This window comes from Fundidesulfovibrio terrae (genome assembly GCF_022808915.1).
GTDB classification, from domain to species: Bacteria; Desulfobacterota; Desulfovibrionia; order Desulfovibrionales; family Desulfovibrionaceae; genus Fundidesulfovibrio; species Fundidesulfovibrio terrae.
Genome location: NZ_JAKZFS010000007.1, coordinates 42,011 through 67,557, shown reverse-complemented (window position 1 = coordinate 67,557; position 25,547 = coordinate 42,011). Strand labels below are relative to the sequence as shown.

The window sequence follows — 25,547 nt, the reverse complement described above, 5'->3', positions numbered from 1 at the left end:
AGGTGAACGAAATTTATCTTGCCGGAGTCGGCTTGGGGTGCTGAAATATAGGTATTAGTTTCGCCTCAGGAGAAAATGCATGTTCATCCGCATCATCGTGTTTCTGGTTCTTTCGGCCCTGACTCTGCCATGCCTGCCCGCCCTGGCCCAAGGCCAGTATTATCCCTACGGCCCGCCGCCGTCCCGTGACGACTATGACCGCGAACGCCGCCACGAGGAGCGCGAGATGAGGCGCGAGGAGCGCGAGCGCCAGCGCTGGCAGGAGAAAGAGGACGCCCGCCGCCAGTGGGAGGCCGAGGAATGGCGCCGCCACAACCAGCGCTATTTCGGCGGGACGGTCATCCAGCCGCGTCCTTATGAGAGCCCGGAGGCATACGCCGCCCGGGTGCGCGCCCAGTGCAACGTCCAGTGGGGCAACTGCGCCAACTTCTGCAACACCCTGCGCGACCCCTACCAGCGCGCCGCCTGCGTGGCCAACTGCAACAACGAACTCTACGAGTGCCAGTCGGGATTCTAGCGTCGCGTACCTGGAAGACGGAGCACGCATGAAAGCCCCTCTCGCCCTGCGCCTGGCCCGCCGCGAACTGCGCGGCGGGGTGCGCGGGCTGTGGACCTTCCTCGGCTGCCTGGCCCTGGGCGTGGCGGCCATCGCCACGGTGGGCACGCTTTCCGAGGCGTTCCGGGCGTCCGTGGCCGCCGAGGCCGCCAGCATCATGGGCGGTGACCTCGAGGTCAGCCTGAGCAGCATCCCCCTCAAGCCCGCCGAACTCCAGGCGCTTACGCGGCTGGGGCGCGTCTCGGAAGTCCTCGAGATGCGGGCCATGGCCGAGAACGACGCCGCTCCCGGCGCCAAGCGCGCCCTGGTGTCGCTCAAGGCCGTGGACCGGGCCTATCCCCTGCTGGGGGCGGTCACCGCACTGCCGGCCCTTGAGGGAGCCGGATCCCTTGCCGACGCCCTGGCAGAGCGCGGGGGCGTCTACGGAGCCCTGGTCCACCCGGACCTGCTTGCCCGAATCCAGGCCAGGGTGGGCGACGTCATCGGCGTGGGCGACGCCAGCTTCCAGATACGCGGCATACTCACCCAGGAGCCGGACCGGGCGTTTCGCCTGCTGGCCTTCGGTCCGAGGCTTTTGGTGTCGCTTGAAGGAATGGAGAGCACGGGCCTGGCCCGGCCGGGCAGCATGGTGCGCTACGAGTACCGCCTGGCCCTGGGCGCCCCGGCCCAAACGGCCGAGGCCGCCCGGACGCTCAAGCAGGAGCTGGACGACCCGAGCATCCGGGTGCGTACCGCCGACGAGGCCGCCCCCACCATCCGCGACGGATTCACCCGCCTGGGCGGGCTCATGGCTCTGGTGGGGCTGTCGGCGCTGCTGCTCGGCGGACTCGGTGTGTCCGAGGCCGTGTCGGCCTACCTGGAATCCAAGACCAAAACCATAGCCACGTTCAAGGCTGTGGGCGCTCCCGGCGGGCTGGTCTTCCGGGTGTTCTTCCTGCAGATCATGTTCCTGGCCGCCTGCGGCATCGCCGTGGGACTGGCCGTGGGCGCGGCCGTGGGCTATCTGGGCGCGCCCGCCCTGGCCCAGGTGCTGCCGGTGGCCCCCAAGGCCGGGCTCTACCCCAAGGCCTTGGCCCTGGCCGGGCTCTTCGGGGCGCTCACGGCCGTGGCCTTCGCCCTGCCGCCGCTGTCGTCGCGCGTCCACGTGTCGCCCCTGACGCTCTTCCGGGGCTACGCCGCCCCGGAGCGCCCCCGGCCCGGCCGCGCCGCCCTGGCCGCGTCCGCGCTCATGGGGCTGGCGCTTGGCTGGCTGGTGCTGGAAAGCTCCCCGGACGCCCGACTGGGCTGGGGCTTCATCTATTCCGCCCTGGGCTGCACTGTGGCCTTCTGGCTGGCGGCAAAGCTGCTCATTCTGGTTGCGCGCGCCCTGCCGCGCCCGCGCGACCCTCGCCTGGCCTTGGCCGTCACGGGCCTGCACCGCCCCGGCAACCCCACGGGGCCGGTGGTGGCCTGCCTGGGACTCGGGCTCACGGTGCTCTCGGCCGTGGCCCTCTCCGACGCCAATTTTCAACACACCATGCGCGAGGAACTGCCCGCTCAGGCCCCGTCGTTCTTCTTCCTGGACGTCCAGCCCTACCAGATCGACGAATTCCGCCAGGTTCTCTCTTCCATCGAGGGCGTCACGCGCGTGGAGGCCGCGCCGTCGCTGCGCGGGCGCATCGTTTCGGTCAAGGGCGTGCCCGTGGAGAACCTGCAGGTACCCGAGAACGTGGCCTGGGCCGTGCGTGGCGACCGCAGCCTGAGCACCGCCCGGGGCATGTCTCAGGGCGCTCTCATCACTGCCGGAAAGTGGTGGCCCGAGGACTACTCCGGCCCCCCGCTGGTCTCCATGGACGCCGAGGTGGCCAAGGGCCTGGGGCTTCGCGTGGGCGACAGACTCTCGGTGAGCGTTCTCGGGCGCGAGGTGGAGCTCACTGTGGCGAGCCTGCGGCGCATCAACTGGCTGTCGCTCTCGCTCAACTACGCCTTCATTCTTTCGCCGGGCGTTCTGGACAACGACCCCATGAGCTACCTGGCCACGGCCTACGTGGACCCCTCCAAGCCCCAGGCCGCAAGCGAGGTATACGACCGCATCGGGGCGCGCTTCGGCAACATAAGCATCCAGCGCGTGGACGAGGCCCTGGCGGACGTCTCCAACCTGGCGGGGCAGATCGCCATGGCGGTGCGGGCCTCGGCTGTGGTGACGCTCCTGGCGGGGCTTCTGGTGCTGGCCCAGAGCCTGCGGGCGGCCATGGCCCGGCGGCAGTACGAGACGGTGATCTACAAGGTCTGCGGGGCCACGCGGCGCGACATCATGACCATCATGCTCTGCGAGCACGGCATGGCCGGCCTGGCGGCCGGCCTGGCGGCGCTCATGCTGGGGGCCGGGCTGTCGTGGTTCTTCGTGACCCGCTACATGAGCGTGGAGTGGAGCTTCTTCGCCGGGCCGGTGCTCGGCGTGCTGGGGACGGCCATGGCGCTCACGCTGGTGATGGCGCTCTCGGGCATGTGGCGGATGCTGTCCGGCAAGGCGTGGCCGTATTTGCGCAACGAGTAAAGAACTGAAGAATGCCTCCGGCGGCCAAAGGAACGAAGTCCCTTTGGAATCCTAAATAGATTCGCGCCCTTGAGCGTAAGAACGCTCAAGGGCGCGAAGCTTATTGAGGGTCCAGGGGGATGATCCCCCTGGCCGCCGGAGGCCTCTTAACTCTTACGCTCCCAGGGCCGGCATGTGGCATCCGGCCTCGACTTTCAGTTCGTCGATGATGCGCCGCAGTTCGTTGGCCTGTCCCAGCAGCCCCTTGATGGCGTCGGCGGCGTTCTCGACGCTGCCGAGGGTCTGGCTGGTCAGTTCGCTCACGGATTCCAGGGAGCGGTTGATCTCCTCGGATGCGGCGGACTGTTCCTCGGCGGCGGCGGCGATGGTCTGGATCTGTTCGGCCGAGGTCTGCGCGCCCGCGACCAGTTCGTTCAGCAGTGCGCCGGACTTGTCCGCCAACTGCCCGGCCAGCTCGATGGTGTCGATGGCGCGGTCGGTGTTGGAGATGCTGTCCTGGGCCGACTTCTGGATGGCGGTGATGCTGGACGTGACTTCCTGGGTGGCGGTCATGGTCTTTTCGGCCAGCTTGCGCACCTCGTCGGCCACCACGGCGAAGCCGCGCCCGGCGTCGCCGGCGCGTGCGGCCTCGATGGCGGCGTTCAGGGCCAGCAGGTTGGTCTGGTCGGCGATGTCCGAGATGACGGTGAGGATGCGGTTGATGTCCTGGGAGCGCTTGCCCAGGTCGTCCATGTTGCTCTTGAGCGAGCGGGCCTCGCCGCCCACCTGGCGCATGGCCTGGATGGAGTCGTCCACCACCTTGCGGCCCTCGATGGCCTTCTGGCGGGCCTGTTCGGCCTGGACGGAGGCGGAGGAGGCGTTGCGGGCCACGTCCATGACCGCGTCGGACATCTGGTCCATGTTGGTGGCGGTGACGCCGATGCGTTCGCTCTGTTCACCGGCGCGGGTGTTGATGTCGTCGGCCTGGTGGGAGATGGACTGGGTGGCCGAGCCGATGTGCTGCACCACGGCTTCCAGCCTGGAGGCTGCCTGGGCCATGCCGTCGCAGCGGGCCTTTTCGGCCTTGTCCATGGCCTCTTCGGCCTGGAGGCGGGCGGCGTCGGCGGCGAGGGCCTTGTCCTGGGCTTCCTGGGTCTTGGCTTCGATGTCCCGGATGTTGGCGCGCAGGGTCTCCACCATCTTGTTGAGGGCGGCCTGCATGCGGGCGGCCTCGTCGCTGCCCAGGGCGTCGAGCTTGATGTCCAGGTCGCCGTCGGCGCAGCGCATGGCTGCGGAGGTGGCCTCGCGGATGGGCCCGGAGATGGTGGAGATGATGAGCCCGCTCAAAAGGATGATCAGCACCAGGCAGACGCCGATGCCCGTGAAAATCTGAGTCAGGATGGAGCGGATGCGCTCCTCGCTCTGGAGGCGGATGTTGGCTTTTTCCTTCTCGATGTTGTCGATGTAGACGCCCGTGCCGATCCACATGGTGGTGCCGGGAATCATGGTGGAGTAGGCCAGCTTGGGCTGGTCGCCCTGGCCGGGCTTGGGGAAGACGTATTCGACGAAGCCGCCGCCATCCTTGGCCTTGGTCATGAGGTCGCGGACGAAGTAGACGTTGTTCTTGTCCTTTGTGTCGCCCAGGTCCTTGCCTTGGGCGTCTTTCTTGGTGGGCAACGCCACGTTGACGGTGTTTTCGTAGACGAAATAGTAACCGGACTTGTCTTGTTCGAACCGGATGGGATCCACCATCTTGCGGATAAGTTCGATCCGGGCGGCCGGGTCCTTCTCTTCCTTGATGGCTTCGGCGATGGACAGGGCCATGGAATTCGAAGCCACTGCCAGTTTTTCCTTCTGCCCTTCGATCATGATGTTCTGGGCGGCCTGGACGTTATGGTCGAGAACCTGCTTGAGTCCAAGATAGAAGACGGTGACGACGCCGCCGACGAAGATGGAGAACAGGATCAGGAGTAGAGCGAAGCGCCAGGAAATGGAGAAACGGCGGAAGAAGAGCATAAAGGCATTGGCCCGGGCAGGGGAGACGGACGACATGGGTTGGTCCTCCTTGGGCGTAAACGGTCAGGTGCTAGAGCGTTGCACCTATCTATTAATGATTTGAAGGGGGTTTGCAAGTCGTGGACAAAAGATTGGGGGGCTCCAGGACGGAGCCCCCCGGTGGGTCAGGACGGGTCGGGTGCTAGCCGGGCAGCATCCACTTGAGCGGGTAGGCCATAAGCATGGTCAGGGTACAGATGAAGAGCAGCATGGCAACGGAGTGCCACAGCGTGAAGCGGAAGATGTCGCCGTCCTTGCCGTGCAGGCCGGTGGCGGCCACGCCGACGGCGATGGACTGGGGCGAGATCATCTTGCCGGTGACACCGCCGGAGGTGTTGGCGGCGGCGCACAACTCGGGGTTGACGCCGATGGCCGTGGCGGTGGTCTTCTGCAGGTTGCCGAAGAGCAGGTTGGAGGAGGTGTCCGAACCGGTCAGGAACACGCCCAGCCAGCCCAGGATCGGGGAGAAGAACGGGAACAGGGCGCCCGTGGTGGCCAGGGCCAGACCAAGGGTGGTGGACATGCCGTTGGCGTTCATGACGAAGGCCAGGCCGACGATGTTGCCGATGGAGACGATGGGCCAGCGCAGCTGGTGGATGGTGCGGCCGAAGCAGCCGATGGCGCGGCCGACGCTGTAGTTGGGCATGATGAACAGGGCCAGGATGCCGGAGAGCAGGATGGCGGTGCCGGCGGCGGCCAGGGGCTGGAAGTGGTAGACGACGGGCAGGGGGGTCGCCTTGTCGCCGACCAGCTTGGCAACCATGTTGTGGTACATAGGCCAGTCAATGCCGATGTCGACGGCCTTGGCCAGGACGGGCTTGATGGAGGGCCAGCCCTGGAGCAGCACCAGGATGGCCAGGATGATGTAGGGCATCCAGGCGCGCAGGATCTCGCCGGAGCTGTAGTTGCAAACGGCCGGGCCGGTGGGCGCGGGCTCGTCGGGGAAGTGGAACACGTTCTTGGGCTTCCACACGCGCAGGAAGGCCCACAGGGCGACGATGGTCACGATGGCCGACAGGATGTCGGGCAGGGTGGGGCCGTGGAAGTTGGACATCAGGAACTGGGTACCGGCGAAGGACACGCCGGCCACCAGCAGGGCGGGAAGGACTTCCAGGGTGCGCTTGAAGCCACACATGGTGACGGACAGCCAGATGGGCACGATGATGGACAGGAAGGGCAGCTGGCGGCCGACGATGGCGGAGATGTGCATCTCGTTCAGCTTGGTGGCGCCGGCCAGGGCGGTGATGGGGATACCGACCGCGCCGAAGGCCACGGGGGCGGTGTTGGCCAGCAGGCAGAGACCGGCGGCGTACAGGGGGTTGAAGCCGAGGCCCACCAGCATGGCCGCGGTGATGGCCACGGGAGTGCCGAAGCCGGCGGTGCCTTCGATGAAGGAGCCGAAGGCGAAGCCGATGAACACGGCCTGAAGGCGGCGGTCATCGGTGATGCAAGCCAGGGAGTTCTTGATGATCTCGAACTCGCCGGACTCGACGCTCATGTTGTACACCCAGATGGCGGTGATGACGATCCAGACGATGGGGAACAGGCCGTACACGAAGCCGTAGGTATAGGAGCCGATGGCGGTGGAAGCCGGGATGCCCCACACCAGAATGCCAAGCACCAGAGCGAGGAGGGAGGCGATGCCGCCCGCGACATGGCCCTTCATGCGTTTCACTGCCAGCAGATAGAACAGGGCGTAGATCGGGATACCGGCCACGAGCGCCGAAATCCCAATGCTCTTGCTAATGGGGTCATAGATTTGGGTCCAGGCTTCCATCACTTCCTCCTTCAAAGGGTTGATACAATTTACCCAAGGGTCTGGGCGTACAGCTCCACGGGGTGTTTGATGGCGACGCGGTCTCCGGCCTGGGACATCATGTCCGCGATCTGCATCATGCAGGCCGGGCAACCAGCGGCGACGATCTCGGCCCCCGTGGCCGCGATGCTGTCGCGCTTCTTCTTCCCGATCTTGGTGGAGACGGAGTAGTGCTGCAGGTTGAACGATCCGCCGCAGCCGCAGCAGACGTCAGAGCCGCTCATCTCCACCACGTTCAGGTTCGGATTGGCCTTGAGCACGGTCCTCACCTGCCCGGACACCCCCAAGCTCTTCTTGAGGTGGCAGGGATCGTGGATCGTGACCTTCTTGGCATCGGACGACGGTTCGACCTCGGTAACGCCCAGCTTGTCCGCGATAAAGGCGTTGATATCCATGGCCTTGCCGGCGAGCATCTCGATCTGGTCGCGTTCAGCCTGGGAGAGCCCCGTGCCCATGAGCGGCCACACGTGGTGGAATGCCGACGTGCAGGTGCCGCAGGGGGTGATGATGTAATCGAAATCACCCTTGCCGAAGAGCTTGAGGTTCATCCGCACCAGGTCCTCGAAGCTTTTCATGTCGCCCGAGGCCAGGGAGGGAACGCCGCAACAGACCTGGTCGATGGGCATGTAAACGCCCACGCCGTGATGCTTGAACACCTTCAGGATGGCTTCGCCCACGCTGGTGAACATCTTGTCCACCACGCAGCCGTAGAAGAATGCCACCTTCAGGCCGCTCTTGCCCGGAGCGGTGTTCAGGTTTCCGATGCTGCGAAGAGGCTTGTCCGCGAGGGAGAGCAGGTGCCTGTCTCCCAGAAGCGGCGAAAGCAGCTTGGAACAGGAAGATCCGATGATATCGTTCACCGGAGATGTGAAGAACCCCTGGAACTTGGTCCCGAGGGCCAGCAGGTTGTTGAACAGTTTGGGCTTGCTGAGCATGCCCCGGAAGATGGCTTTCTTGACCGGGGAGAGGCCCACGTAAGCGGTGACGATGGCCCTGGCCTTGAGGAAGATGTCCACGGCCTTGACGCCGGAGGGGCAGGCCGCCGCGCAGGAACCGCACAGCAGGCACTTGTCCAGGCGGTCCTTTACGGCCTTGGCGTCCTGGATCATCTCGTGGCCGAGGAATTCCAGCAGGGCGATCTTGCCGCGGGCCACGTCGGACTCGCGGCCGGTCTCGGCAAACAGCGGGCACACGCTCTGGCACATGCCGCAGCGCATGCAGTTGACGAGCTGGTCGTCCAGCTCGCCGAGCATTTTGATCATCTGGTTAAGATCAGCCATGGTCCTACTCCCCCAGGATCTTGCCGGGATTCAAGATGTTCTTGGGGTCCGCGGCGGCCTTGATCCGCTTGGAGTACAGGACGCTGGCCTTGTTGGTCTCAAGCTCCATGTACTTGGACTTGGCCAGCCCGATGCCGTGCTCGCCGGAGAGGGTGCCGCCCAGGTCCAGGGCGGCCTGGAAGATGGCGTCCACGCCCTTTTCGACGCGGTGGAACTCTTCCTTGTCGCGGCGGTCGCACAGGATGGTGGGGTGCAGGTTGCCGTCGCCGGCGTGGCCGAAGGTGCCGATGGTCAGCTTGTAGTCCTTGGCGATCTTGTTCAGGGACTCCATCATGGCCGGAATCTTGGAGCGGGGCACGGTGGCGTCTTCCAGCACGGTGGTGGGACGCAGGCGGGCGAGCGAGGACAGGGCGGCGCGACGGGCTTCCCACACCTTGTTGCGCTCCGCGGCGTCCTTGGCCACCTGCAGGCGGGTGCAGCCGTTCTGCTTGCAGATGTTCTCCACCTTCTCGGCTTCCTCGGCCACCTGGGCGGGATGGCCGTCCACTTCGATGAGCAGGAGCGACCCGGCGTCGGTGGGCAGGCCGACCTTGGCGTAGCCTTCAACGGCTCCGATGGTGAAGTTGTCCATGAACTCCAGGGTGCAGGGCACCACCTTGTTGGCGATGATGGCGGACACGGTGCGCGACGCGGTCATCACGTCGGGGAAGATGGCCATCATGGCCTTGGAGGCCTGCGGCGGGGGGATGAGCTTCAGGATGAATTCGCTCATGACCGCCAGGGTGCCCTCGGAGCCCACCATCAGCTGGGGGATGTTCAGGCCGGTGACGCACTTCACGGTGCGGGAGCCGGACTTGCAGTAGTTGCCCTCGACGTCGAAGAAGTTGACGCCCATGACGTAGTCTTTGGTGACGCCGTACTTCAGGCCGCGCAGGCCACCGGCGTTCTCAGCCACGTTGCCGCCCAGGGTGGAGGCGGCCTGGCTGCCCGGGTCGGGAGGATAGAACAGCCCCTTGGCGGCCACGGCGGCGGCGAACTTGGCGGTGATGGCGCCGGTCTGGACCACGGCGTACATGTCCTCTTCGTTGATCTCGAGGATCTTATCCAGGGCGTTGGTCAGCAGGACGACGCCGCCCTTGGAGGGAATTGTGCCGCCGGACAGGTTGGTGCCCGCGCCGCGGACGGTGATGGGCAGTCCGTTGTCGTTGCAGAGCTTCACCACTTTGCCCATGGCTTCCATGGTGGTGGGGCGCACCACCAGGGAGGGAAGCACGGGGTCGAGCACCGCCGCGTCGTACGAGTAGGAGTGTTTGTCGGCCTCGGCGTCCATGACGTTGTCGTTGCCGACGACGCCCGCGAAAGCCTGCTTGAGAGACTGGCTGACCATCTGAAATTCTCCCGGTAAATTTGTAAGTTGAAGGAATCCTCCCCGGTCAAGGAGGGGTTCGGTCGCCAAGCCCTAAACAACAATCGTGCCAAACCGGACGAATAAAATAAAATCTTTTATTACGGCATGTTGTAGAATTGACTGGTCTGGGGGGACGTGAACGTCCAAAATGCCGGAAATTCTCTCATGCCCCATGAAAGCGCATGGTTGCCGACATTTTGGTAGCGTTTCGAAGACAAATAAGTCTGTCCGGATTTCCGGATGAAAAGGCCGTGTCCGGGTTTCCGGACACGGCCTGAAGCCGGAATAGGGCGCGAGGAGCGTGAAGCTAGAGCACGATATTGTGCTTTTTCAAGAGAGCGTACAGGTGCGACCGGGACAGCCCCGAGGTGTCCAGCATGGCCGTCAGGTCGCGCTCGGTCTGGAAGAGCAGGGCGTCCAGGTATTCGCGCTCCTTGGATTCCTTGAATGCCTTGAGCGTGGGGAGGATGCCCGCGCAGGGCTCCTTGTGCTGGGGCACGGGGAGCTGCACCGGCGTCTCCTCCCTGCGGCCGCGCTCAATGGAGGCCTTCATCACCTGGATGCGCACCTCCGGGGGCAGGTGCTTGGCGTAGAGGGTGGGCTCCATGCCGGCGGCCGCCAGGGCGCGCTCCAGCACCCCGAAGAGCTCGCGTACGTTGCCGGGCCAGGAATAGGCCATGAGCATGTCCGAGAAGTCCGTTCCCACCCCCTTGGTGGGCAGGCCGTAGCGCTGGCACAGGGCGTCCAGGTGGCTCAGGGTGAGCAGCTTGATATCCTCGCGCCGCTCGCGCAGGGACGGCAGGGCGATGACGAAGGTCTTGAGGCGGAAGAGCAGGTCCTGGCGGAACTCGCCGCGCGCGGCCATCTCCTCCAGGTCGCGGTTGGTGGCCGCGATGAGCCGGAAATCGCTCTGCACCTCGGCGCTGGCCCCCACCGGCCGGAAGCGCTTCTCCTGGAGCACGCGCAGGAAGGCCTTCTGGATGCCCATGGGCATCTCGCCCACCTCGTCCAGGAAAAGCGTCCCCCCGTCGGCCAGCTTCACCAGGCCCGGCCGGTCCTGGTCGGCTCCGGTGAAGGAGCCCTTGCGGTGCCCGAACAGGGTGCTCTCCAGCAACGTCTCCGTGAGCGAGGCGCAGTCCACGGCCACGAAGTCCCCGGTGGCCCGGGGCGAGTTCTGGTGGATGGTGCGGGCCATGAGCTCCTTGCCGGTGCCGGTTTCGCCGGTGATGAGCACCGGGCCGGTCAGGCGCGAGGCCTGGGCCACCAGGTCCAGGCAGGCCTCCATCCTGGGGCTCGACCCGATGATGGCCTCCCGGCGCAGAGACACCGTGGAGACGTCCTGGCCTTTTTCCTTGTGGTACTTGAGCGCTCGGGTGAGCGAGAGCATGGTTTGCTTGATGGGCGCGGGCTTGACCAGATAGTCCCACGCGCCGCCGGAGATGGCCATTTCCGCGCCGTCCGGATCGCCGAGGCCGGTCAGGATGATGACCTCCGGCGGATTGTCCCCGCGCCGGATGTCGGGCAGGGCGTCCAGGCCGTTGCCGTCCGGCAGGCGGATGTCCAGGAGGACCACGTCAACGGCCTCCGAGCGGACCAGGGCCAGGCCGTCCGCCAGGTTTCCCGCCCCGAGGAAGCGGTAGTGCATGCGCCTGGAGAGGCTCTGGAAGGTGTCGCGGATTTCCTGATCGTCGTCGATTACGAGAATTGTGGACATGTATTTGCTATTTGCGCCCGGCGTCGAGAACCTGCCCGATGGCCCGGGCCAGGTCGTCGCCGTTGTAGGGTTTGAGAAGCACCGTACGGATGTTGCCCGCGCGTTCCGCCGCGGTCAAGGAGCTGCGCCTGCCGGAAACCAGGATCACAGGCAGTTTCGGGGCAAGGGTGGCCAGGCGTTCGGCGAATTCCACTCCGGAGAGTCCCGGCATGTCGAAATCCGTGACCACAACTTCCACCTGGCCGGGGGTCTTGGCCAGGAAATCCAGGGCGTCGGCCGCGCCGTTCTTGGCCGTGACCGCGTACCCCAGGAGCTTGAGCACCCGGGGGATCACCTTGAGCTGGTCCTCGTCGTCCTCCACGAAGAGAATGTGCTCGTCCCCCCGGCGCACGGGGCCGGCGGCGGGCAGGGCGAGGAGCTTGCCGGAATCGAAGTCGCCCTGCTTGGGCAGGTAGATTTCGAAGCTGGTGCGGCTCCCCGGCTGGCTCACCACCTTGAGCCCGCCCCGGTGGGACTTGACGATGCCGTGCACCACCGCCAGCCCCAGGCCCGTGCCCTCGCCCTTGGACTTGGTGGTGAAGAACGGATCGAAGATGCGGTCCATGATGTCCGGCGGGATGCCCGGCCCCGAGTCGGTGACGGAGAGGCGCAGGTAGCGTCCGGCGGGGATGTTGATCATCTCGGCCTGGACCTCGTCCAGTTCCCTCTCGGTGAGCTCGATGGACATGTGACCGCCCTTTTCCCGCATGGCCTGGAAGGCGTTGGCGCACAGGTTCATGACGATCTGGTGCACCTGGGTGGGGTCGGCGAAGGCGATGGCCGGGTGGACGTCGATACGTTCGCTCAGGGTGATGTTGCGGGGCAGGGTGGCCGCGAAGATGGCCAGGGCCTCGTGCACCACCTCGGCCATGTCCGTGGGGGCGAAGCCCTCCTGGGAGGGGCGGCTGAAGGAGAGTATCTGCTGCACCAGCCGCGAGCCGCGCCGGGCGGCCTTGAGGGTGCGCTCCAGGTCCAGGGCGGTGTCGGATTCCGCCGGCAAGTCCATGAGGGCCAGTTCGGTGGAATTGATGATGGAGGTGAGGATGTTGTTGAAGTCGTGGGCGATGCCCCCGGCCAGCGCGCCGATGGCCTCCATCTTCTGGGACTGCAGCAGCTGGCGCTCCAGGCTGAGCTTTGCGGTGACGTCCTCGGCGGTGCCCAGGACGCCCATGATCTCGCCCTTCTCGTCGTGCAGGGGGACGATGGTCATCTCCAGGCTGACCGGCTCGCGCCCGTCCATGTTCAGGGTCCACTCGCGCCGGTGCACCGGGTGGCCGGACAGGAGCACGCGCCGGTTCGCCTCCTCGATGGAGGCGGTGTCCTCGTCGGGGAGCAGGGCGGAGACGTCCTTGCCCACGATGTCCTCGGGACCCTCCAGTCCGAAAAAGTCCAGGAAGGACCGGTTCACGCCCAGGTAGTTGAGGTCCCTGCCCTTCCAGTAGACCAGCTGGGGGATGTTGTTGAGCACGGTCTGGAGCATGGACTGGGAGCGGCGCAGGGCCTTTTCCGCCTCGCGGCGCAGGGTGATGTCCTGGATGGCCTCCACCACGCCCGCGATCTCGCCCTTGGCGTCTCTGTAGGTGGCTTTGCTGACGATGACGCCGTGGGTGTTGCCCACGGCGTCGAGCATGTCGGTCTCGAAGCTGAGCACTCCGGGCTTGGCCAGCAAGTGGCGCTCGGCGGCGTCGAAGCGTGTGGCCAGCGGGTGCGCGGCGTTGCCCAGCAGGTCGCCCCGCATGACCCCGAACCACTTCTCGAAGGCCATGTTGCAACCCAGGTAAAGCCCGTCCAGGCTCTTGTAGGACAAGGGGAGGGGGATGGTGTCCATGAGGATGGACAGGAACGACAGCTGGTTCTTGATCTGCATCTCCACCGAGCGCTTCTGGATGATGGACGTGGCCAGGAGCACCAGCACGAACACCAGCAGGAAGAAGCCCGAGAGGCTGATCCAGACGATCTGCTTGTTGATGGTGTAGAAGGAGAGGGGCTCGTTGATGAGGGTCGCGCCCATGGGCAGCTTGTCCTCGGGGATGGAGAACCTCTTGAGCACGAGATAATCGAACAGATAGGGATCGTCGAACTTGTCCACCACGGCGATGTGCGACGGCGGCTCCCCGGCCAGGATCTGCAGGGCCATCTTGGCCGCCAGTTCACCCTCGCCCTGTCCCGAATGGAGCTTGCCGCCCACGATGCCGTGGCCCAGCATGAACTGCCATGCACTGTAGATGGGCACGGTGAGGCGCTTGGAGATGATGTCGCAGACTTCCTCCACGGAATAGACCTGGTTCTCGGTCCCCAGGTAGATGGGGATGAGAAAGATCATGTCCTTGTCCGTGAGCTCGGCGGTCCTCTCGTAGAGTTCGGGCAGGGTCCTCACGTCCCAGAACTCGAAGGTCATCTGGCTGCGGAACTTGGCCGCGCTTTTGAGCAACTGCTTGCGGATGGCCTGGCCGGTGAGGGAGTAGTCCCCGATGACCACCATGCGGGTGGCGTCCGGCGTGAGCTTGTTGGCCAGCCGGATGTTGGCCTCGAAATCGGGGTATTCCACCACGCCGGTGATGTTCATGCGGCCCTTGATCTGGGCCGGGTCGAAGTCGTTGACGCCGCAGAAGATCACCGGGACTCCCGGGAACAGCGACTGGCCGTACGCCAGGATGAACTGGTAGGCGTTGTCGTCGGAGACGATGATGGCGTCGAAGCTGGAGCCCCGGTACTTCTCCCGGTAGAGGGTCTCCAGGGTGGAGTCCATGTTCGGGCCCGTGAACCGCTTGGAGTCCATGTACTCGATCTGGAGGTCGTAAGGCACGGTGGACTTGTCCAGGGCGGTGCGCATGCCCTCGAGTATCTGGTCGGACCAGGCGTAGCCGTTGTGATAGGAGTTGACGTAGAGAATCTTCTTCTTGTTCACCTCGACCTGGGCGTGGCCCAGGCCGCAGAGGAACACGAACAGGAGGACGGCTGCCGCCGTTAAGCTTTTCATGGTGTGAGTCTCGCCGTGGGGCCTCAGTAGACCAAGGCGAGGCCACATATCAAGCGGTCGCCGACCCGCGCTGGGCCAGGGGCAGCGCCAGACCCTGGCCGCGCTGGCATCCCGGAACGAATTCGTCAAGGAATTCCATGACAAGGCGCACCGTCGGCAGGTGGTAGAGCATGCTCACGTGGCTGATGGGCGCGGTCTCGGCCTGTATCCATCCCGGCTCGTCGATCGTAAGCGACGATGTGGGCAGCACCATGTTGTCCAGGGGCGAAAAGATGTTCAGCTTGGGCATCTGGCGCGGGGAGGGCATGGCGTTCAACCGCCGCACGAGCTCGCCCTGATACGTGATGCTGCGGCCGAGCCGCCCGAAGGCCAGGGCCGAGAGCTTGCTGCCGTGGTGGGGAGAGCCAAGCACCGCCACCGCCCGCACGAGCTGGGCCGTGGCTGGGTCGGCTATGGCGGCCCGGGCCAGCAGGCCGCCCATGCTGTGTCCCACCAGGATGACGGGTTCCCCGCCGCAGAGCCCGGCCGTCTCGCGCACGACGTCCTTGAGCTGGTCGGCCAGTTGCCAGAAGTCGTACTTGAGGGTGTTGTAGCTTAAGCAAAAAACCTTCTCATAGCCGCAGCGCCTGAGCCGCCATTTGTAGAGATACCAGGCCGAGGCGTTGTGGTAGAGCCCGTGCACCAGGAGCACGGGCGGACGGGAGCAGTTCGCCGACGGGGAGGGTTTCCAGAGCCGCCTGGCGAAACCGAGGGGATAGGTCAGGTAGACCATGAGCTGGCTGGAGACACTGGAGAGAAAGCCCACCACCACGCACCGCAGGAGGCCGCGCGGTCCCCGGCAGTTGGCGCTGTGCGACGGGTGCGGGTTGTTTGCGGCCTCGTACCAGAAAAAGGTGTAGGTCAGCGCGGAGACGAAGCATCCGGCGCCGAGCAATGTGAGAAGCAGGGTGATGAGCATCGCGTTTACTCCGAATCGTGCCGGATGGCCCTCCGGCGTGAACGCCGCCCCTGTACACCAGGGTGGAGAGTGTGGCAATACGAAGGCGAATGTTACGAATGTTACATTTTCGCCCTCGCCTTGACGGGGGCTGTCGAAAAGAGGACCAGTGCGCATTCACTCATAATGAAGGAGTCCACGATGGCGGCTGTGTTTCGGGAGTTGAGCCGGTGTTTCACCGCCGGGGTCTTCGGCGGGCTGGTGAACAGCGTCTTCATATGGGGGGCCGGCGCGGCGGGCCTGAGCGCGCTCGTGGGCGTGAACATTGCGCCGGCCTGGACGCCGCCGTGGCTCTACCAGCGTCTTGTCTGGGGCGGCGTGTGGGGATTTCTCTTCATGCTGCCGGTATGGACCGGGTCCGTGTTTTTCCGAGGCCTGGTCTTCGGACTGGCCCCAAGCGCGGTGCAACTGCTGGTGGTCTTTCCGGAGATGCTGGGCAAGGGCATGTTCGGGCTGGCGCTCGGCGGCATGACGCCCGTGTACGTGCTGATCGCCAATACCTTCTGGGGAGTGGGCGCGGCCTGGTGGGAGATCATGAATCACGACCGGATGCGCTTCTCGAACCGGCTGTAAGAAGGTGCGAAAAAACGGTTGACCATTTTGAGGCGCGGATATAGAAGTCTCTTCCTCGTGAGGGCGGGGGCGGGTAGCTCAGTTGGAAGAGCACCGGCCTTACAAGCCGGGGGTCACAGGTTCGAGCCCTGTTCCGCCTACCACGAAAATGCGCGGGAGTAGCTCAGTTGGTTAGAGCGCTGGCCTGTCACGTCAGAGGTCGCGGGTTCAAGTCCCGTCTCTCGCGCCAGTAAAATCTGAAGAGCCCGGAGTGATCCGGGCTCTTTCTTTTTTGCGCGATCCCGGCGGATTTCGCACGGGGGAGGTCGGGCAAAGCCGATGCGTGGTCAGGCTCCGGGGCCATGCGGGTGGGCAAGACCCTCGTCGCAGGACTGGGCTTTCCCCCGCGCACGGTGTACGCGGGGCACATGAACACGCGTTATCCTCTTCTTCTCGGGTTGGCCTTCGCGGTCTTCTGGTCGATCCTGGCCGTTTCCCCGGTGTCGCGCGATGTCTGGTGGGCGGAGAACATCCCGGTGATGGCTGTTTTCGCGTTCCTGGCGGTTTCGTACCAGCGTCTTCGTTTTTCTTCCCTGGCCTGCACGTTCATGGCGGCGTGGCTCTTCCTGCACACGGTGGGCGGGCATTACACCTTCGCCCATGTCCCGTTCGGATGGGTGACGGACCTTTTCGGATTCCAGCGCAACAATTACGACCGCATCGCGCATTTTTCCGTGGGATTTTACGCCTTCGCGCTCGCGGAATACCTCCAGCGCAAGCGGTTGGCGCACCCGGCGGTGGTGCTGGCGTTCAGCCTCGCGTCGGTGATGGCCGTGGCATGCGCGTACGAGATCATCGAGTGGTGGTACGCGGCCCTTGAGGGCGGAGAGGCGGGAGTCGAGTTCCTGGGAAGCCAGGGAGACCCCTGGGATGCCCAGAAGGACATGCTCGCCGACACCCTGGGAGCGGTATTCGCGCTGGTCGTGTTCGTGGCGCGCGAGAAGAGGGGTGCGCTCTTGAGCGCTCAGGGGGAATGAAAGTCGGGCAACCGACCGGTTTCTCTGCGCGAAAAGTTTTCAAAAGAACGCTTGACGGCGGGCGCGCGTCGGTATAGTTACCGCTTCCCCGTGGCGGTGAAGCCGCTACGAGGCATGCGCGGGAGTAGCTCAGTTGGTTAGAGCGCTGGCCTGTCACGTCAGAGGTCGCGGGTTCAAGTCCCGTCTCTCGCGCCACTGAAATCAAGGGGAACATCCCCACCACGAACCGGCCTGGATCAGCTCCAGGCCGGTTTTGCTTTTGCCGTCCGTCGGACCGGTTCACCGCCGTCCGGCCGTGAGCTGCCTGGCGGGCGGCGGGCAGGCGCCCGGGGCTCCCGCGTCGGACTGGAGTTCGTCGATGAGCGACTGAAGCACATGGGCCTGCCCCGCCAGCTCGGTGACGGCCTTGGCCGCTTCGGTCATCGCCTGGGACGTCTCCGCGGAAATCGTGCTCACGTCCTCGATGGAGCGGCTGATCTCCTCGCTTGCGGCGGATTGCTCCTCCGAGGCGGTGGCGATGGACCGCACCTGGTCCGAAGCCGAATCGACCAGCTGCACGATCTCGCCGAGGGCGTCTCCGGATTTGCCAGCCAAGGTCGCGGCTTCAGAAATGAGGGACACCGAGCGCTCCACGTTTTCGACATTGCGCCGGGTGCTCTGCTGGATGTTGGCGATGGCGTCGCCCACCTCCTTGGTGGCGGTCATGGTCTTTTCCGCGAGTTTGCGGACCTCGTCCGCCACCACGGCGAACCCTCGTCCGGCCTCGCCCGCGCGGGCGGCTTCGATGGCGGCGTTCAAGGCGAGCAGGTTGGTCTGGTCCGCGATGTCCGTGATCACGGTGAGGACCCGGCCGATATCTTCGGCCTGGCGGCCCAGCTGGTGCATGTCGTCCTTGAGGCGGGCCGACTGGTTCTGGACCTCGGTCATCCCCGCGAGGACGGTGCTGACCACCTGGGATCCTTCCTGGGCTTTCAACCGTGCCGATTCTGACGTTTGGGCCGCCTGGGAGGCGTTCCTGGCCACTTCCAGCACGGTGGAGTTCATTTCCTCCATGGAGGTGGCGGTTTCGGCGACGCGCTGGGCCTGTGTTTCGGCGCCCCGGCTTGATTCTTCGATCTGCGACGAGAGCTGCTCGGACGCGGACCCCACCACCGCGACAATGTTTTCGAGCTTGGACGCGGCCTGGAGCATGCCCTCGCTCCTGGCCTGCTCGGCCTTGCACCTGGCGTCCTCGGCCTCTTTCGTGGCCTGTTCCGCGGCCAGCGCCTTCTGTTCGGAATCGAGGGTCTTGCGCTTGATCTCCTCGATATTCTCTCCGAGCATGCCGGCCGTGCCGTTGAGCGCGTCCAGAATGGCGCCGAGTTCGTCCGTGCGGGTGTGCCGAACCCGGTGGGCGTAATCGCCGCGCGAGATGCAGGCCAGGAATTCGCTCACCTGCCGCAACGGGTTGATTATCACCCGCGTCGAGAACAGCCACACCATGACGGTGATCACCGCCAGGCTCGCGAGGACCACCAGGGCGAGGTTCAAGATGGTCTGCTTCACCGGGGCCATGATTTCGTCGCGCTCGATGAACCCCAGCAGCTTCCAGCCCGTCTTGGGGGAGGTCGCCACCAGGCCCAGATACTCCTTGCCGTCCACGGTCAGGGACTTTTCACCCGTGCCGAGCTTGAAGAGTTCGTTCAGGTGTTGCGAGGCAATGTCCGTGACCTTCTTGAAGTTGTACTGCTCGTGCCTGGGATCGGCCATGATGACGCCGTCATCCTGTATGAGCACCAGATAGCCGGTCTGGCCCAGTTTGATGGATTTGACGAGGTCGGTGAGCTTCTTGAGCGAAATGTCGATCCCAATCACGCCGATCGTCTCGGAACCGCGTTTCACGGTGCGCGTGACGCTGGTGACCGCCTCCCCAGTGGTGGACATGTACGCCTTGGACATGGACGGCCTGTCGGTGATTGGCAGGGCCTCGATGTACCAGGGACGTTTGCGCGGATCATACCCGGCGGGCATGTCGGAGTCCTGCAGGGCGCTGATGAAGCCTCCGTTCTTGTTCCCGAGGAAGACCTCCACGAAGGCGGGGTGCGATGCCTGCATGGCGGTGAACAGCTCGACGAGTTGTTTTCCCGCCTGGTCGTCAGGATCCACCCGCGCCTTGCGCGCCTGCGTGCTTTTGACGTGGCTCGTGGTGACTTCGTCGAGTTTCATGGCCAACGGGTCTCTGGCCATCATGTCCACGTTCATTTTGCTTTCATCGAGAAAGAGGGTGATGGAATAGTCGACATGGGCGAGTTCCTTCCTGGCCGACTGGATGAATGACTCAAGCGATTGGTTGCTGAAGTTGAACCCCACCAGCAGGAAGATGGACGCCATGATCACCGTTATCACGAGCAGCAGACCGGTGATCAGTTTGGTCTTGATCGAAAGCTTCATGCGGCCACCTCTTCTGGTTTGGAGTTGAAACGCCACCGGCCCAATCCAGACCGGCGAGCTCCGAATTTGAGCGCCGGATAACGGTATGTACTTTCCCCTACATTTTTGCATGAATGAAGGCCCGAGGCAACAAATACAGGAAGAATCCTGAAGCGCCCGGGTGCGCCTGGGTGCCGGAAATCATCCGCCAGGCCTTGCCGTCAGACCTCTTCATCCCGGGTTCTTTTCCGTCTCGGCGGCCGCGTCTTCCCACTCGGCCGCGGTTGACATCAGCTCCCCCAAGCCCGTAAGCGCTTTTTCTCACATGAACTCCAGGAGCGCCAAATGAACAAAACCGTCCATTACATCATCGGAGACGGCATCGGACCCGAGGTCTTCGCCGCCGCCCGCCCCGTCATCGACGCCGCCGTGGCCAAGGCCTACGGCGATTCCCGCAAGCTCGAATGGAAGGAGCTGCTGGCCGGCGAGAAGGCTTTCAAGGAAACCGGCAACTACCTGCCCCAGGAGACACTGGATACCCTGGCCAAGGCGGAGCTGGCCATGAAGGGCCCCCTGGGCACTCCGGTGGGCGGCGGCATCCGCAGCCTGAACGTCACCATGCGCCAGGTGCTGGACCTCTACGCCTGCATCCGTCCCATCAAGTATTTCAAAGGTATTGAGTCTCCGGTGAAGCGCCCCGACCTGGTGGACATGATCGTGTTCCGCGAGAACACCGAGGACGTCTACGCGGGCATCGAGTGGGCCTCGGGCACTCCCGAGGCCAAGCGCCTCATCGAGTTCCTGGCTTCGCTGGGCAAGAACGTGGACGAGACCGCGGGCGTGGGCATCAAGCCCATGACCCCCAAAGGCTCCAAGCGCCTCATCAAGAAGGCCATCGAACACGCCATCGCCCAGAAGAAGTCCAGCGTGACCATGGTGCACAAGGGCAACATCATGAAGTTCACCGAGGGCGCGTTCCGCGCCTGGGGCTACGAGATGGCCGCCGAGGAGTTCGCCGCCGAGGTCATGACCGAGCAGCAGGCCAAGGAAGGCGGCACCAAGCCCGTCATCCTCAAGGACCGCATCGCCGACGCCATGTTCCAGGAAGTGCTCATCCGCCCCGAGCAGTATTCGGTGATCGCCACCACCAACCTGAACGGCGACTACCTCTCCGACGCCCTGGCCGCCCAGGTGGGCGGGCTCGGCCTGGCCCCCGGCGTGAACATGAGCGCCAGCCTGGCCTTCTACGAGGCCACCCACGGCACCGCCCCCACCATCGCGGGCATGGACAAGGCCAACCCCGGCAGCCTGGTGCTCTGCGGCGCCATGATGCTCGAGCACCTGGGCTGGTTCGAGGCCGCCAAGAGCATCCACGACGCCATGGACGCCGCCATCAGCGCCAAGACCGTCACCGTGGACCTGGCCGGACAGATTCCCGGCAGCACCACCGTGGGCTGCACCGCCTTCGGCGAGCTGCTCCAGAAGAACCTGTAGCAGGCAGCGGCAGGGGCGAATATGCCTCCGGCGGCCAAAGGGACTTCGTCCCATTGGAATCCCGCTTCGCTTCGCAGGGATCTGCCCGCCGGGCATGAGGAGGCGTATCCGTTAGGACCGGGCAAATTGCCGATCGAAACAGGCCGGGAGGGCGAAAGCCTTCCCGGCTTTTCATTTTCCCGCAGGAGTTGTACGCGAAGGGACGCCCGGAAGAAGCCGCCGCACGCGGGAAAAGGGGCTTCTTCGAACCGTTTCCCGCCCTTTCGCAAGGAGCCGGCATGTTCCACGACCTCTCGCCAGCCATGCTCGAAAGAATGCGCGTGCTGGAAGCACGCGACGCCGAGGATCGCACCGATGGCACCCCCCACGCAGACCGCCTGCGCCAGATCCCCCCGGATACGGGCAAGTTTCTGGCCATCCTGGCCGCATCGACCCCGGAGGGGGACTGGGTGGAGGTGGGGTCGGGGGCGGGCTACTCGGCCATGTGGCTGTCCCTGGCCTGCAAGGCCAAAGGGCGCGGGCTCACCACCTATGAGCTGTCGGAGAAGAAGGCCGCCCTGGCCCGCGAGACCCTGCGCCTGGCCGGGATAGAGTCACAGGTGGAGCTCGTCCAGGGCGACGCTCTGGAAGAACTGGAGAAGCGCCGTGGCGTGGCTTTCGCCTTCCTGGACGCCGAGCGCTCGATCCTTGCGCCCTGCTACGAGTTGCTCCTCACCCGCATGGTCCCGGGCGGGATCATCTGCGCGGACAACGTCATCAGCCACAAACATCAGATCGAGGATTTTCTGGCCATGATTCCCCAGGACTCGCGGGTGGATAGCGTCATCGTGCCCATTGGGTCCGGGGTGCTGGTCTGCCGCTTGCCCGGCTGACCGGCAGGGCTCAGCGGGGCCGGGCGCGAGCGTTCCCGCCCAGCCTCGCTGGGCGTCTGGTTCATCCTCCCCCCTTTCATATCCAGAAAGCTTCGCCTCCCGGGCTGTGCTCCCGCTTGGGGCGCGGGGCCGGCTTTTCCGCATTCCAATTTCCCGCAAAATTACCCTGGTTGAATGTACTTATATTTTGAAAGTTTATCCGGGGAATGCGCAGCCCGTGGCTCTTGAAGGCCGGATCTTCCTGAGAGGGAGTCCCGCATTTCTTGCCGAAACGGATGGTCGCGGGTGATTTGTGTGTTATACAATCGAGGAACTCAGTCCCATTTTTTAGGGGGCCAGTCTGGATGGATCGCATATGCTTTGGATGTGCTTGTTATAGTTTATCGTTTTGAGGCGATGGTTCCTTGGCAGTGAATCGCCGTTCCCGGGAAGGTCCTGTCCGTTGACACGGCCCGGGGGCACCACTCCTGAACAAAGGAGCATCCATGTATTATGTCAACAGCAAAGGGAAAACATTTTGGTGGGATTTGGCACTCGAGTGGCTTCTCGAAGATGATCCCGAACTGGCGAAAAGGTTGATGAAGGAGGGCCGCTTGATCCGCTATCTGGACGAGCGCCCAGGCCGTGGGGCAGGGAATGGCCCTGCGTACGCTCGGGGTCCTGTTGCTGAAGATGTGTTCGTGGAGCATCTGTTGTCGACAATTCCCCATCATGCGCGGGATTCATCCGGGAGACGGGTGGATTCGCAATTCTGCCGAACCGGCGAACACGATGAATTCAGCGCCTTGATCGGCGAAGTGTTGCGCGACTCTGACAAGAACTCGCGAAACGCTGTTTAGGGCTGGTTCATTCCAGAAGGCCAATCCGGCTTCATTTGCGGATGCGCAGCAGGCGCAGTCCGTTGAAGATCACGATGAGCGACGCCCCCATGTCGGCCAGGATGGCCATCCAGAGGGTGGCCAGCTGCAGAAATGCCATCGCCAGGAAGAGCGCCTTGAGCCCCAGCGCGAAGCCGATGTTGCACTTGATGGTGCCAAGCGTGCGGCGCGAGTGGCGGATCAGCCAGGGCAGCTTGGACAGATCGTCGGACATGAGGGCCACGTCGGCGGTCTCGATGGCCACGCCGGTGCCGATGGAGCCCATGGCCACGCCCAGGTTCGATGCCGCCAGGGCAGGGGCGTCGTTGACGCCGTCGCCCACCATGGCCACCTTGACGCCGCCTTCCGCCATCTCGGACACGATGCGGGTCTTGTCCTGGGGCAAGAGGTCCGCCTCGTAGCCGGTGACGCCGGTGCGGCGCGCCATGGTTTGGGCCGCCGCTTCGTTGTCGCCGGTGAGCATCACGACGCGCTCGACTCCCAGTTTCAGCAGTTCGGCCACTGCGGCCGGGGCTTCCGGGCGCACCTTGTCCTCGATCGTGAGGATGCCGAGTACGCCCGACTCGTTCCAGACCGCCACTGCGGCCGCCGCCTCGCCGGCGCATTTTTCGAAGCGCCCGGCCAACTCCGGCGTGAGGAGGGCGGGCGACTGCTCGCGCAGGAGCCGCGCGTTGCCCACGAAGTGGAGCACCCCGCCGATGAGCCCTTGCGCGCCCAGGCCCGGTATGGCCCGGGCGTCCTCCACCACGGGAGGTTCGACGCTCTCGCGCCGGGCGTGGGCCAGCACGGCCCCGGCCAGGGGGTGGCTGCTGCGGGATTCCAGGGCCGCCGCCGCAGCCAGGAGCTCCCGCGCGGAGACCTTCCCGAACGCCTCCATGGCCGTGACCGAGGGCCGGCCGAGTGTCAGGGTGCCGGTCTTGTCCAGGGCCACGGCGGTCACGGAGGCGGGCGCTTCCAGGTAGGCCCCGCCCTTGACCAGCACGCCGTTGCGCGCGGCCGAGGCCAGGGCGGCCACCACGCTCACGGGCGTGGAGATCACCAGGGCGCACGGGCAGGAGATCACCAGCACCACCAGGGCTTGGTAGAACCACTGGGCCCACGCGCCACCGAAAAGGAGCGGGGGGATCACGGCCACCAGAAGCGACAAGCCGATCATGGCCGGGGTGTAGACCACGGCGAATCTGTCCACCCATTGCACGGCCTTGGCCCGGCGGGACTGGGCGGCCTCCACCATGTGCATGATGCGGGCGAGGGTGGTGTCCGAGGCGGGCCTGGTGGTCTCGACCTCCAGGGCTCCCTCGGCGTTGATGGTGCCGGCGTAGACCGCGTCGCCCGGCCCCTTGGGCACGGGCATGGATTCGCCGGTGATGGGCGACTGGTCCACGGCCGAGGCCCCCTTGCGCACAACGCCGTCCAGCGGGACCTTGTCGCCCGGGCGCACCAGCACCGTCGCGCCCACGGCCACCTCCTCAACTCGCTTCTGAACCGGGGTGAGCATGAGCGGCTCGAGCACCAGGGCCGTGGCCGGCGTGATGTCCGCCAGGGACTGGATGGCCCGGCGCGCCCGGCCCATGCTCCAGGATTCCAGCTCGTTGGCCAGGGCGAAGAGGAAGGCCACGGACGCGCCCTCGGAGTAGTCGCCAAGGGCCATGGCCCCTACCGCCGCCGCCACCATGAGCAGGTTCATGTCCGGGCGGAGAGTTTTGAGTGACGCCCAGGCGCGGGGCAGCACGTGCCACATGCCCGCCAGGGCCGCGAACAACCAGAAGGCCATGGAGGCGGCCGGAGCGTTCGCGCCTTCGCGGAAGGCGGCCAGGAACGATCCTCCGGCGACGGCGGCGGTGACAAGCCCGGCGATCCAGGCCGTTCCGCTGGCCGCGCAGGCGATGGCCCGCCGGTTGCGGCGGAGGTAGCTTTGCTTCTGGCTCCCGGTGGAGCACGACCCGCCGCAACAGGAGCAGCCGTCGAGCATCCCGCCGCCGGTCCCGGACTGTTCCGATGCGGCAAGACCCGTGGAGGCCACGGCCGCCAGGATGCGCTCCCGGGACACGTCCAACCCGTCCAGGTTCACGGTCATGCGCCGCCCGATGAAGTCGAAGTCCAGGCGGTCCTCATCCTGCACCAGCGGGGCGAGCGCCCTCTTGAGGAGCGCGGCCTCCTCCATGCAATCCATTTCAGGTACCGAGAACGTCATCTTGTCCGGTGCATTCATGCGTACTTCCTGATGGCCGGCCAGGTCCCCCGGCAGTGTCAGCAGCCGGGGGAATTCTGTCTGGTGTTTCGATAAAAATGAAAGTCATTCTCAATGTGTTTCTTGGGTAATCCCTCGGCGCTCGCGAGTCAATCCCAAGGAGGGTATTCTGGAAGGGGGCGTGGTCGGCGATCGGTGGGCGAGGTGTCGGTGAGAAGGGCCGGGCCGAGCAAGGGGGCTTCGCAGCCGAATGGAAAGAAAAAGCCCGGCCTGGGCCGGGCTTGAAAAATGTGCGTGGCGTCGCGAAACGCGCGGGGCTACCGGATGCCTTCGGTGCCCGCGCCGCGGATACAGGATCGCAGCATGAGCTCCTGCAGGATGATGCGCTCGTACTCGAGTTGGTTCACCGGCACGGGGGCCGATTCTTCGGCGAACGGGCGGTCGAGGAATTGGGCTTCCTCCCAGAAGTCGAGCAGTTCGTCGTCGGCTAGGGTCTTGACCTGTTCTTCCAATGGGAATCGATCATTCTCGGGAAAGTACTGTCCCATACCGTCAGGGCGCCTCCGCCGGAAGCATCCGGCGCGCCACCATGTAGCAAGCATGAAATTTTTGCAAGTATGCATATTGGGTCAAGGTGTTCAGATCAGGTATGAAATAGGCGGTTGCCACTGCCTGGAAATCCGGTTACGAAATAGACCTTCCATGTTCCCGCGGAATGCCCCGTGCCGCGGGAACTCAACGACCTGTCCGGGAG

At 64.9% G+C, this 25,547-nt stretch carries 17 protein-coding genes and 3 tRNA genes; 10 read left to right on the top strand and 10 right to left on the bottom strand.

All coding sequences use genetic code 11. The features are described from left to right. The first annotated feature begins 79 nt into the window (after positions 1-79). Both ML540_RS17455 and ML540_RS17450 read left to right on the top strand, forming a co-directional pair. Complete coding sequence (locus ML540_RS17455; protein ID WP_243364572.1) at positions 80-517, top strand: hypothetical protein; 438 nt, start codon at positions 80-82, stop codon at positions 515-517. Positions 518-545: 28 nt separating this feature from the next. Further along, positions 546-3,092, top strand: a complete 2,547-nt coding sequence (locus ML540_RS17450; RefSeq protein ID WP_243364570.1) for an ABC transporter permease — start codon at positions 546-548, stop codon at positions 3,090-3,092. Between the two features lie 153 nt (positions 3,093-3,245). Here ML540_RS17450 and ML540_RS17445 read toward each other — a convergent pair whose 3' ends face one another. The 7 genes from ML540_RS17445 to ML540_RS17415 all read right to left on the bottom strand — a co-directional run bounded on the left by ML540_RS17445 (position 3,246) and on the right by ML540_RS17415 (position 15,321). Beyond that, positions 3,246-5,123, bottom strand: a complete 1,878-nt coding sequence (locus ML540_RS17445) for a methyl-accepting chemotaxis protein (RefSeq protein WP_243364569.1) — start codon at positions 5,121-5,123, stop codon at positions 3,246-3,248. A gap of 145 nt (positions 5,124-5,268) precedes the next feature. Beyond that, positions 5,269-6,903 carry an L-lactate permease gene (locus ML540_RS17440; protein ID WP_243364567.1) on the bottom strand — a complete coding sequence of 545 codons (1,635 nt, stop codon included), beginning with the start codon at positions 6,901-6,903 and terminating at the stop codon, positions 5,269-5,271. A 29-nt stretch (positions 6,904-6,932) separates the two neighbouring features. Next, the gene (locus ML540_RS17435) at positions 6,933-8,222 is read right to left on the bottom strand and encodes a (Fe-S)-binding protein (protein WP_243364565.1); all 1,290 of its coding nucleotides are present in this window, start codon (positions 8,220-8,222) and stop codon (positions 6,933-6,935) included. 4 nt (positions 8,223-8,226) lie between these two features. Next, a complete protein-coding gene (locus tag ML540_RS17430) occupies positions 8,227-9,609 on the bottom strand; it encodes an FAD-binding oxidoreductase (RefSeq protein ID WP_243364563.1) in 1,383 nt (460 codons plus the stop codon). A 328-nt stretch (positions 9,610-9,937) separates the two neighbouring features. Further along, positions 9,938-11,344 carry a sigma-54-dependent transcriptional regulator gene (locus ML540_RS17425; RefSeq protein WP_243364553.1) on the bottom strand — a complete coding sequence of 469 codons (1,407 nt, stop codon included), beginning with the start codon at positions 11,342-11,344 and terminating at the stop codon, positions 9,938-9,940. A gap of 7 nt (positions 11,345-11,351) precedes the next feature. After that, the gene (locus tag ML540_RS17420; RefSeq protein ID WP_243364552.1) at positions 11,352-14,363 is read right to left on the bottom strand and encodes a PAS domain-containing protein; all 3,012 of its coding nucleotides are present in this window, start codon (positions 14,361-14,363) and stop codon (positions 11,352-11,354) included. Positions 14,364-14,412: 49 nt separating this feature from the next. Next, on the bottom strand, positions 14,413-15,321 hold the full coding sequence (locus ML540_RS17415) for a lipase family alpha/beta hydrolase (RefSeq protein WP_243364550.1): 909 nt from the start codon (positions 15,319-15,321) through the stop codon (positions 14,413-14,415). 180 nt (positions 15,322-15,501) lie between these two features. Between ML540_RS17415 and ML540_RS17410 the strand changes: the two genes are divergently transcribed. From ML540_RS17410 to ML540_RS17390, 5 genes are all read left to right on the top strand, one after another. Continuing rightward, on the top strand, positions 15,502-15,933 hold the full coding sequence (locus ML540_RS17410) for a hypothetical protein (RefSeq protein WP_243364548.1): 432 nt from the start codon (positions 15,502-15,504) through the stop codon (positions 15,931-15,933). Positions 15,934-16,000: 67 nt separating this feature from the next. Next, positions 16,001-16,076, top strand: a tRNA-Val gene (locus ML540_RS17405). A gap of 9 nt (positions 16,077-16,085) precedes the next feature. Further along, positions 16,086-16,162, top strand: a tRNA-Asp gene (locus ML540_RS17400). Positions 16,163-16,340: 178 nt separating this feature from the next. Beyond that, on the top strand, positions 16,341-16,949 hold the full coding sequence (locus ML540_RS17395) for a DUF2238 domain-containing protein (protein ID WP_243364817.1): 609 nt from the start codon (positions 16,341-16,343) through the stop codon (positions 16,947-16,949). A 118-nt stretch (positions 16,950-17,067) separates the two neighbouring features. Beyond that, positions 17,068-17,144, top strand: a tRNA-Asp gene (locus ML540_RS17390). Between the two features lie 84 nt (positions 17,145-17,228). Here ML540_RS17390 and ML540_RS17385 read toward each other — a convergent pair. After that, the gene (locus tag ML540_RS17385) at positions 17,229-19,379 is read right to left on the bottom strand and encodes a methyl-accepting chemotaxis protein (protein ID WP_243364546.1); all 2,151 of its coding nucleotides are present in this window, start codon (positions 19,377-19,379) and stop codon (positions 17,229-17,231) included. A gap of 324 nt (positions 19,380-19,703) precedes the next feature. Between ML540_RS17385 and icd the strand changes: the two genes are divergently transcribed. From icd to ML540_RS17370, 3 genes are all read left to right on the top strand, one after another. After that, the gene (gene icd, locus ML540_RS17380) at positions 19,704-20,852 is read left to right on the top strand and encodes an NADP-dependent isocitrate dehydrogenase (RefSeq protein ID WP_243364544.1); all 1,149 of its coding nucleotides are present in this window, start codon (positions 19,704-19,706) and stop codon (positions 20,850-20,852) included. Between the two features lie 278 nt (positions 20,853-21,130). Then, on the top strand, positions 21,131-21,724 hold the full coding sequence (locus ML540_RS17375; RefSeq protein ID WP_243364542.1) for an O-methyltransferase: 594 nt from the start codon (positions 21,131-21,133) through the stop codon (positions 21,722-21,724). A 485-nt stretch (positions 21,725-22,209) separates the two neighbouring features. After that, positions 22,210-22,563: a hypothetical protein gene (locus ML540_RS17370; RefSeq protein WP_243364540.1), complete on the top strand. Its 354-nt coding sequence runs from the start codon at positions 22,210-22,212 to the stop codon at positions 22,561-22,563. Positions 22,564-22,594: 31 nt separating this feature from the next. Here ML540_RS17370 and ML540_RS17365 read toward each other — a convergent pair whose 3' ends face one another. Together ML540_RS17365 and ML540_RS17360 are read right to left on the bottom strand one after the other, a co-directional pair. After that, positions 22,595-24,814, bottom strand: coding sequence for a heavy metal translocating P-type ATPase (locus ML540_RS17365; RefSeq protein ID WP_243364538.1), 2,220 nt, complete (start codon positions 24,812-24,814; stop codon positions 22,595-22,597). Between the two features lie 296 nt (positions 24,815-25,110). Further along, the gene (locus ML540_RS17360) at positions 25,111-25,341 is read right to left on the bottom strand and encodes a hypothetical protein (RefSeq protein WP_243364536.1); all 231 of its coding nucleotides are present in this window, start codon (positions 25,339-25,341) and stop codon (positions 25,111-25,113) included. Positions 25,342-25,547: the final 206 nt, after the last annotated feature.

What these genes read in the sequence shown, in the direction of transcription:
- ML540_RS17450 (WP_243364570.1), top strand. Translation starts at nt 546, where the DNA reads ATGAAAGCCCCTCTCGCCCTGCGCCTGGCCCGCCGCGAACTGCGCGGC.
- ML540_RS17360 (WP_243364536.1), bottom strand. Translation starts at nt 25,341, where the DNA reads ATGGGACAGTACTTTCCCGAGAATGATCGATTCCCATTGGAAGAACAG.
- ML540_RS17435 (WP_243364565.1), bottom strand. Translation starts at nt 8,222, where the DNA reads ATGGCTGATCTTAACCAGATGATCAAAATGCTCGGCGAGCTGGACGAC.
- ML540_RS17385 (WP_243364546.1), bottom strand. Translation starts at nt 19,379, where the DNA reads ATGAAGCTTTCGATCAAGACCAAACTGATCACCGGTCTGCTGCTCGTG.
- ML540_RS17445 (WP_243364569.1), bottom strand. Translation starts at nt 5,123, where the DNA reads ATGTCGTCCGTCTCCCCTGCCCGGGCCAATGCCTTTATGCTCTTCTTC.
- ML540_RS17425 (WP_243364553.1), bottom strand. Translation starts at nt 11,344, where the DNA reads ATGTCCACAATTCTCGTAATCGACGACGATCAGGAAATCCGCGACACC.
- ML540_RS17415 (WP_243364550.1), bottom strand. Translation starts at nt 15,321, where the DNA reads ATGCTCATCACCCTGCTTCTCACATTGCTCGGCGCCGGATGCTTCGTC.
- ML540_RS17395 (WP_243364817.1), top strand. Translation starts at nt 16,341, where the DNA reads ATGAACACGCGTTATCCTCTTCTTCTCGGGTTGGCCTTCGCGGTCTTC.
- icd (WP_243364544.1), top strand. Translation starts at nt 19,704, where the DNA reads ATGAACAAAACCGTCCATTACATCATCGGAGACGGCATCGGACCCGAG.
- ML540_RS17370 (WP_243364540.1), top strand. Translation starts at nt 22,210, where the DNA reads ATGTATTATGTCAACAGCAAAGGGAAAACATTTTGGTGGGATTTGGCA.
- ML540_RS17440 (WP_243364567.1), bottom strand. Translation starts at nt 6,903, where the DNA reads ATGGAAGCCTGGACCCAAATCTATGACCCCATTAGCAAGAGCATTGGG.
- ML540_RS17375 (WP_243364542.1), top strand. Translation starts at nt 21,131, where the DNA reads ATGTTCCACGACCTCTCGCCAGCCATGCTCGAAAGAATGCGCGTGCTG.
- ML540_RS17455 (WP_243364572.1), top strand. Translation starts at nt 80, where the DNA reads ATGTTCATCCGCATCATCGTGTTTCTGGTTCTTTCGGCCCTGACTCTG.
- ML540_RS17420 (WP_243364552.1), bottom strand. Translation starts at nt 14,363, where the DNA reads ATGAAAAGCTTAACGGCGGCAGCCGTCCTCCTGTTCGTGTTCCTCTGC.
- ML540_RS17365 (WP_243364538.1), bottom strand. Translation starts at nt 24,814, where the DNA reads ATGAATGCACCGGACAAGATGACGTTCTCGGTACCTGAAATGGATTGC.
- ML540_RS17410 (WP_243364548.1), top strand. Translation starts at nt 15,502, where the DNA reads ATGGCGGCTGTGTTTCGGGAGTTGAGCCGGTGTTTCACCGCCGGGGTC.
- ML540_RS17430 (WP_243364563.1), bottom strand. Translation starts at nt 9,609, where the DNA reads ATGGTCAGCCAGTCTCTCAAGCAGGCTTTCGCGGGCGTCGTCGGCAAC.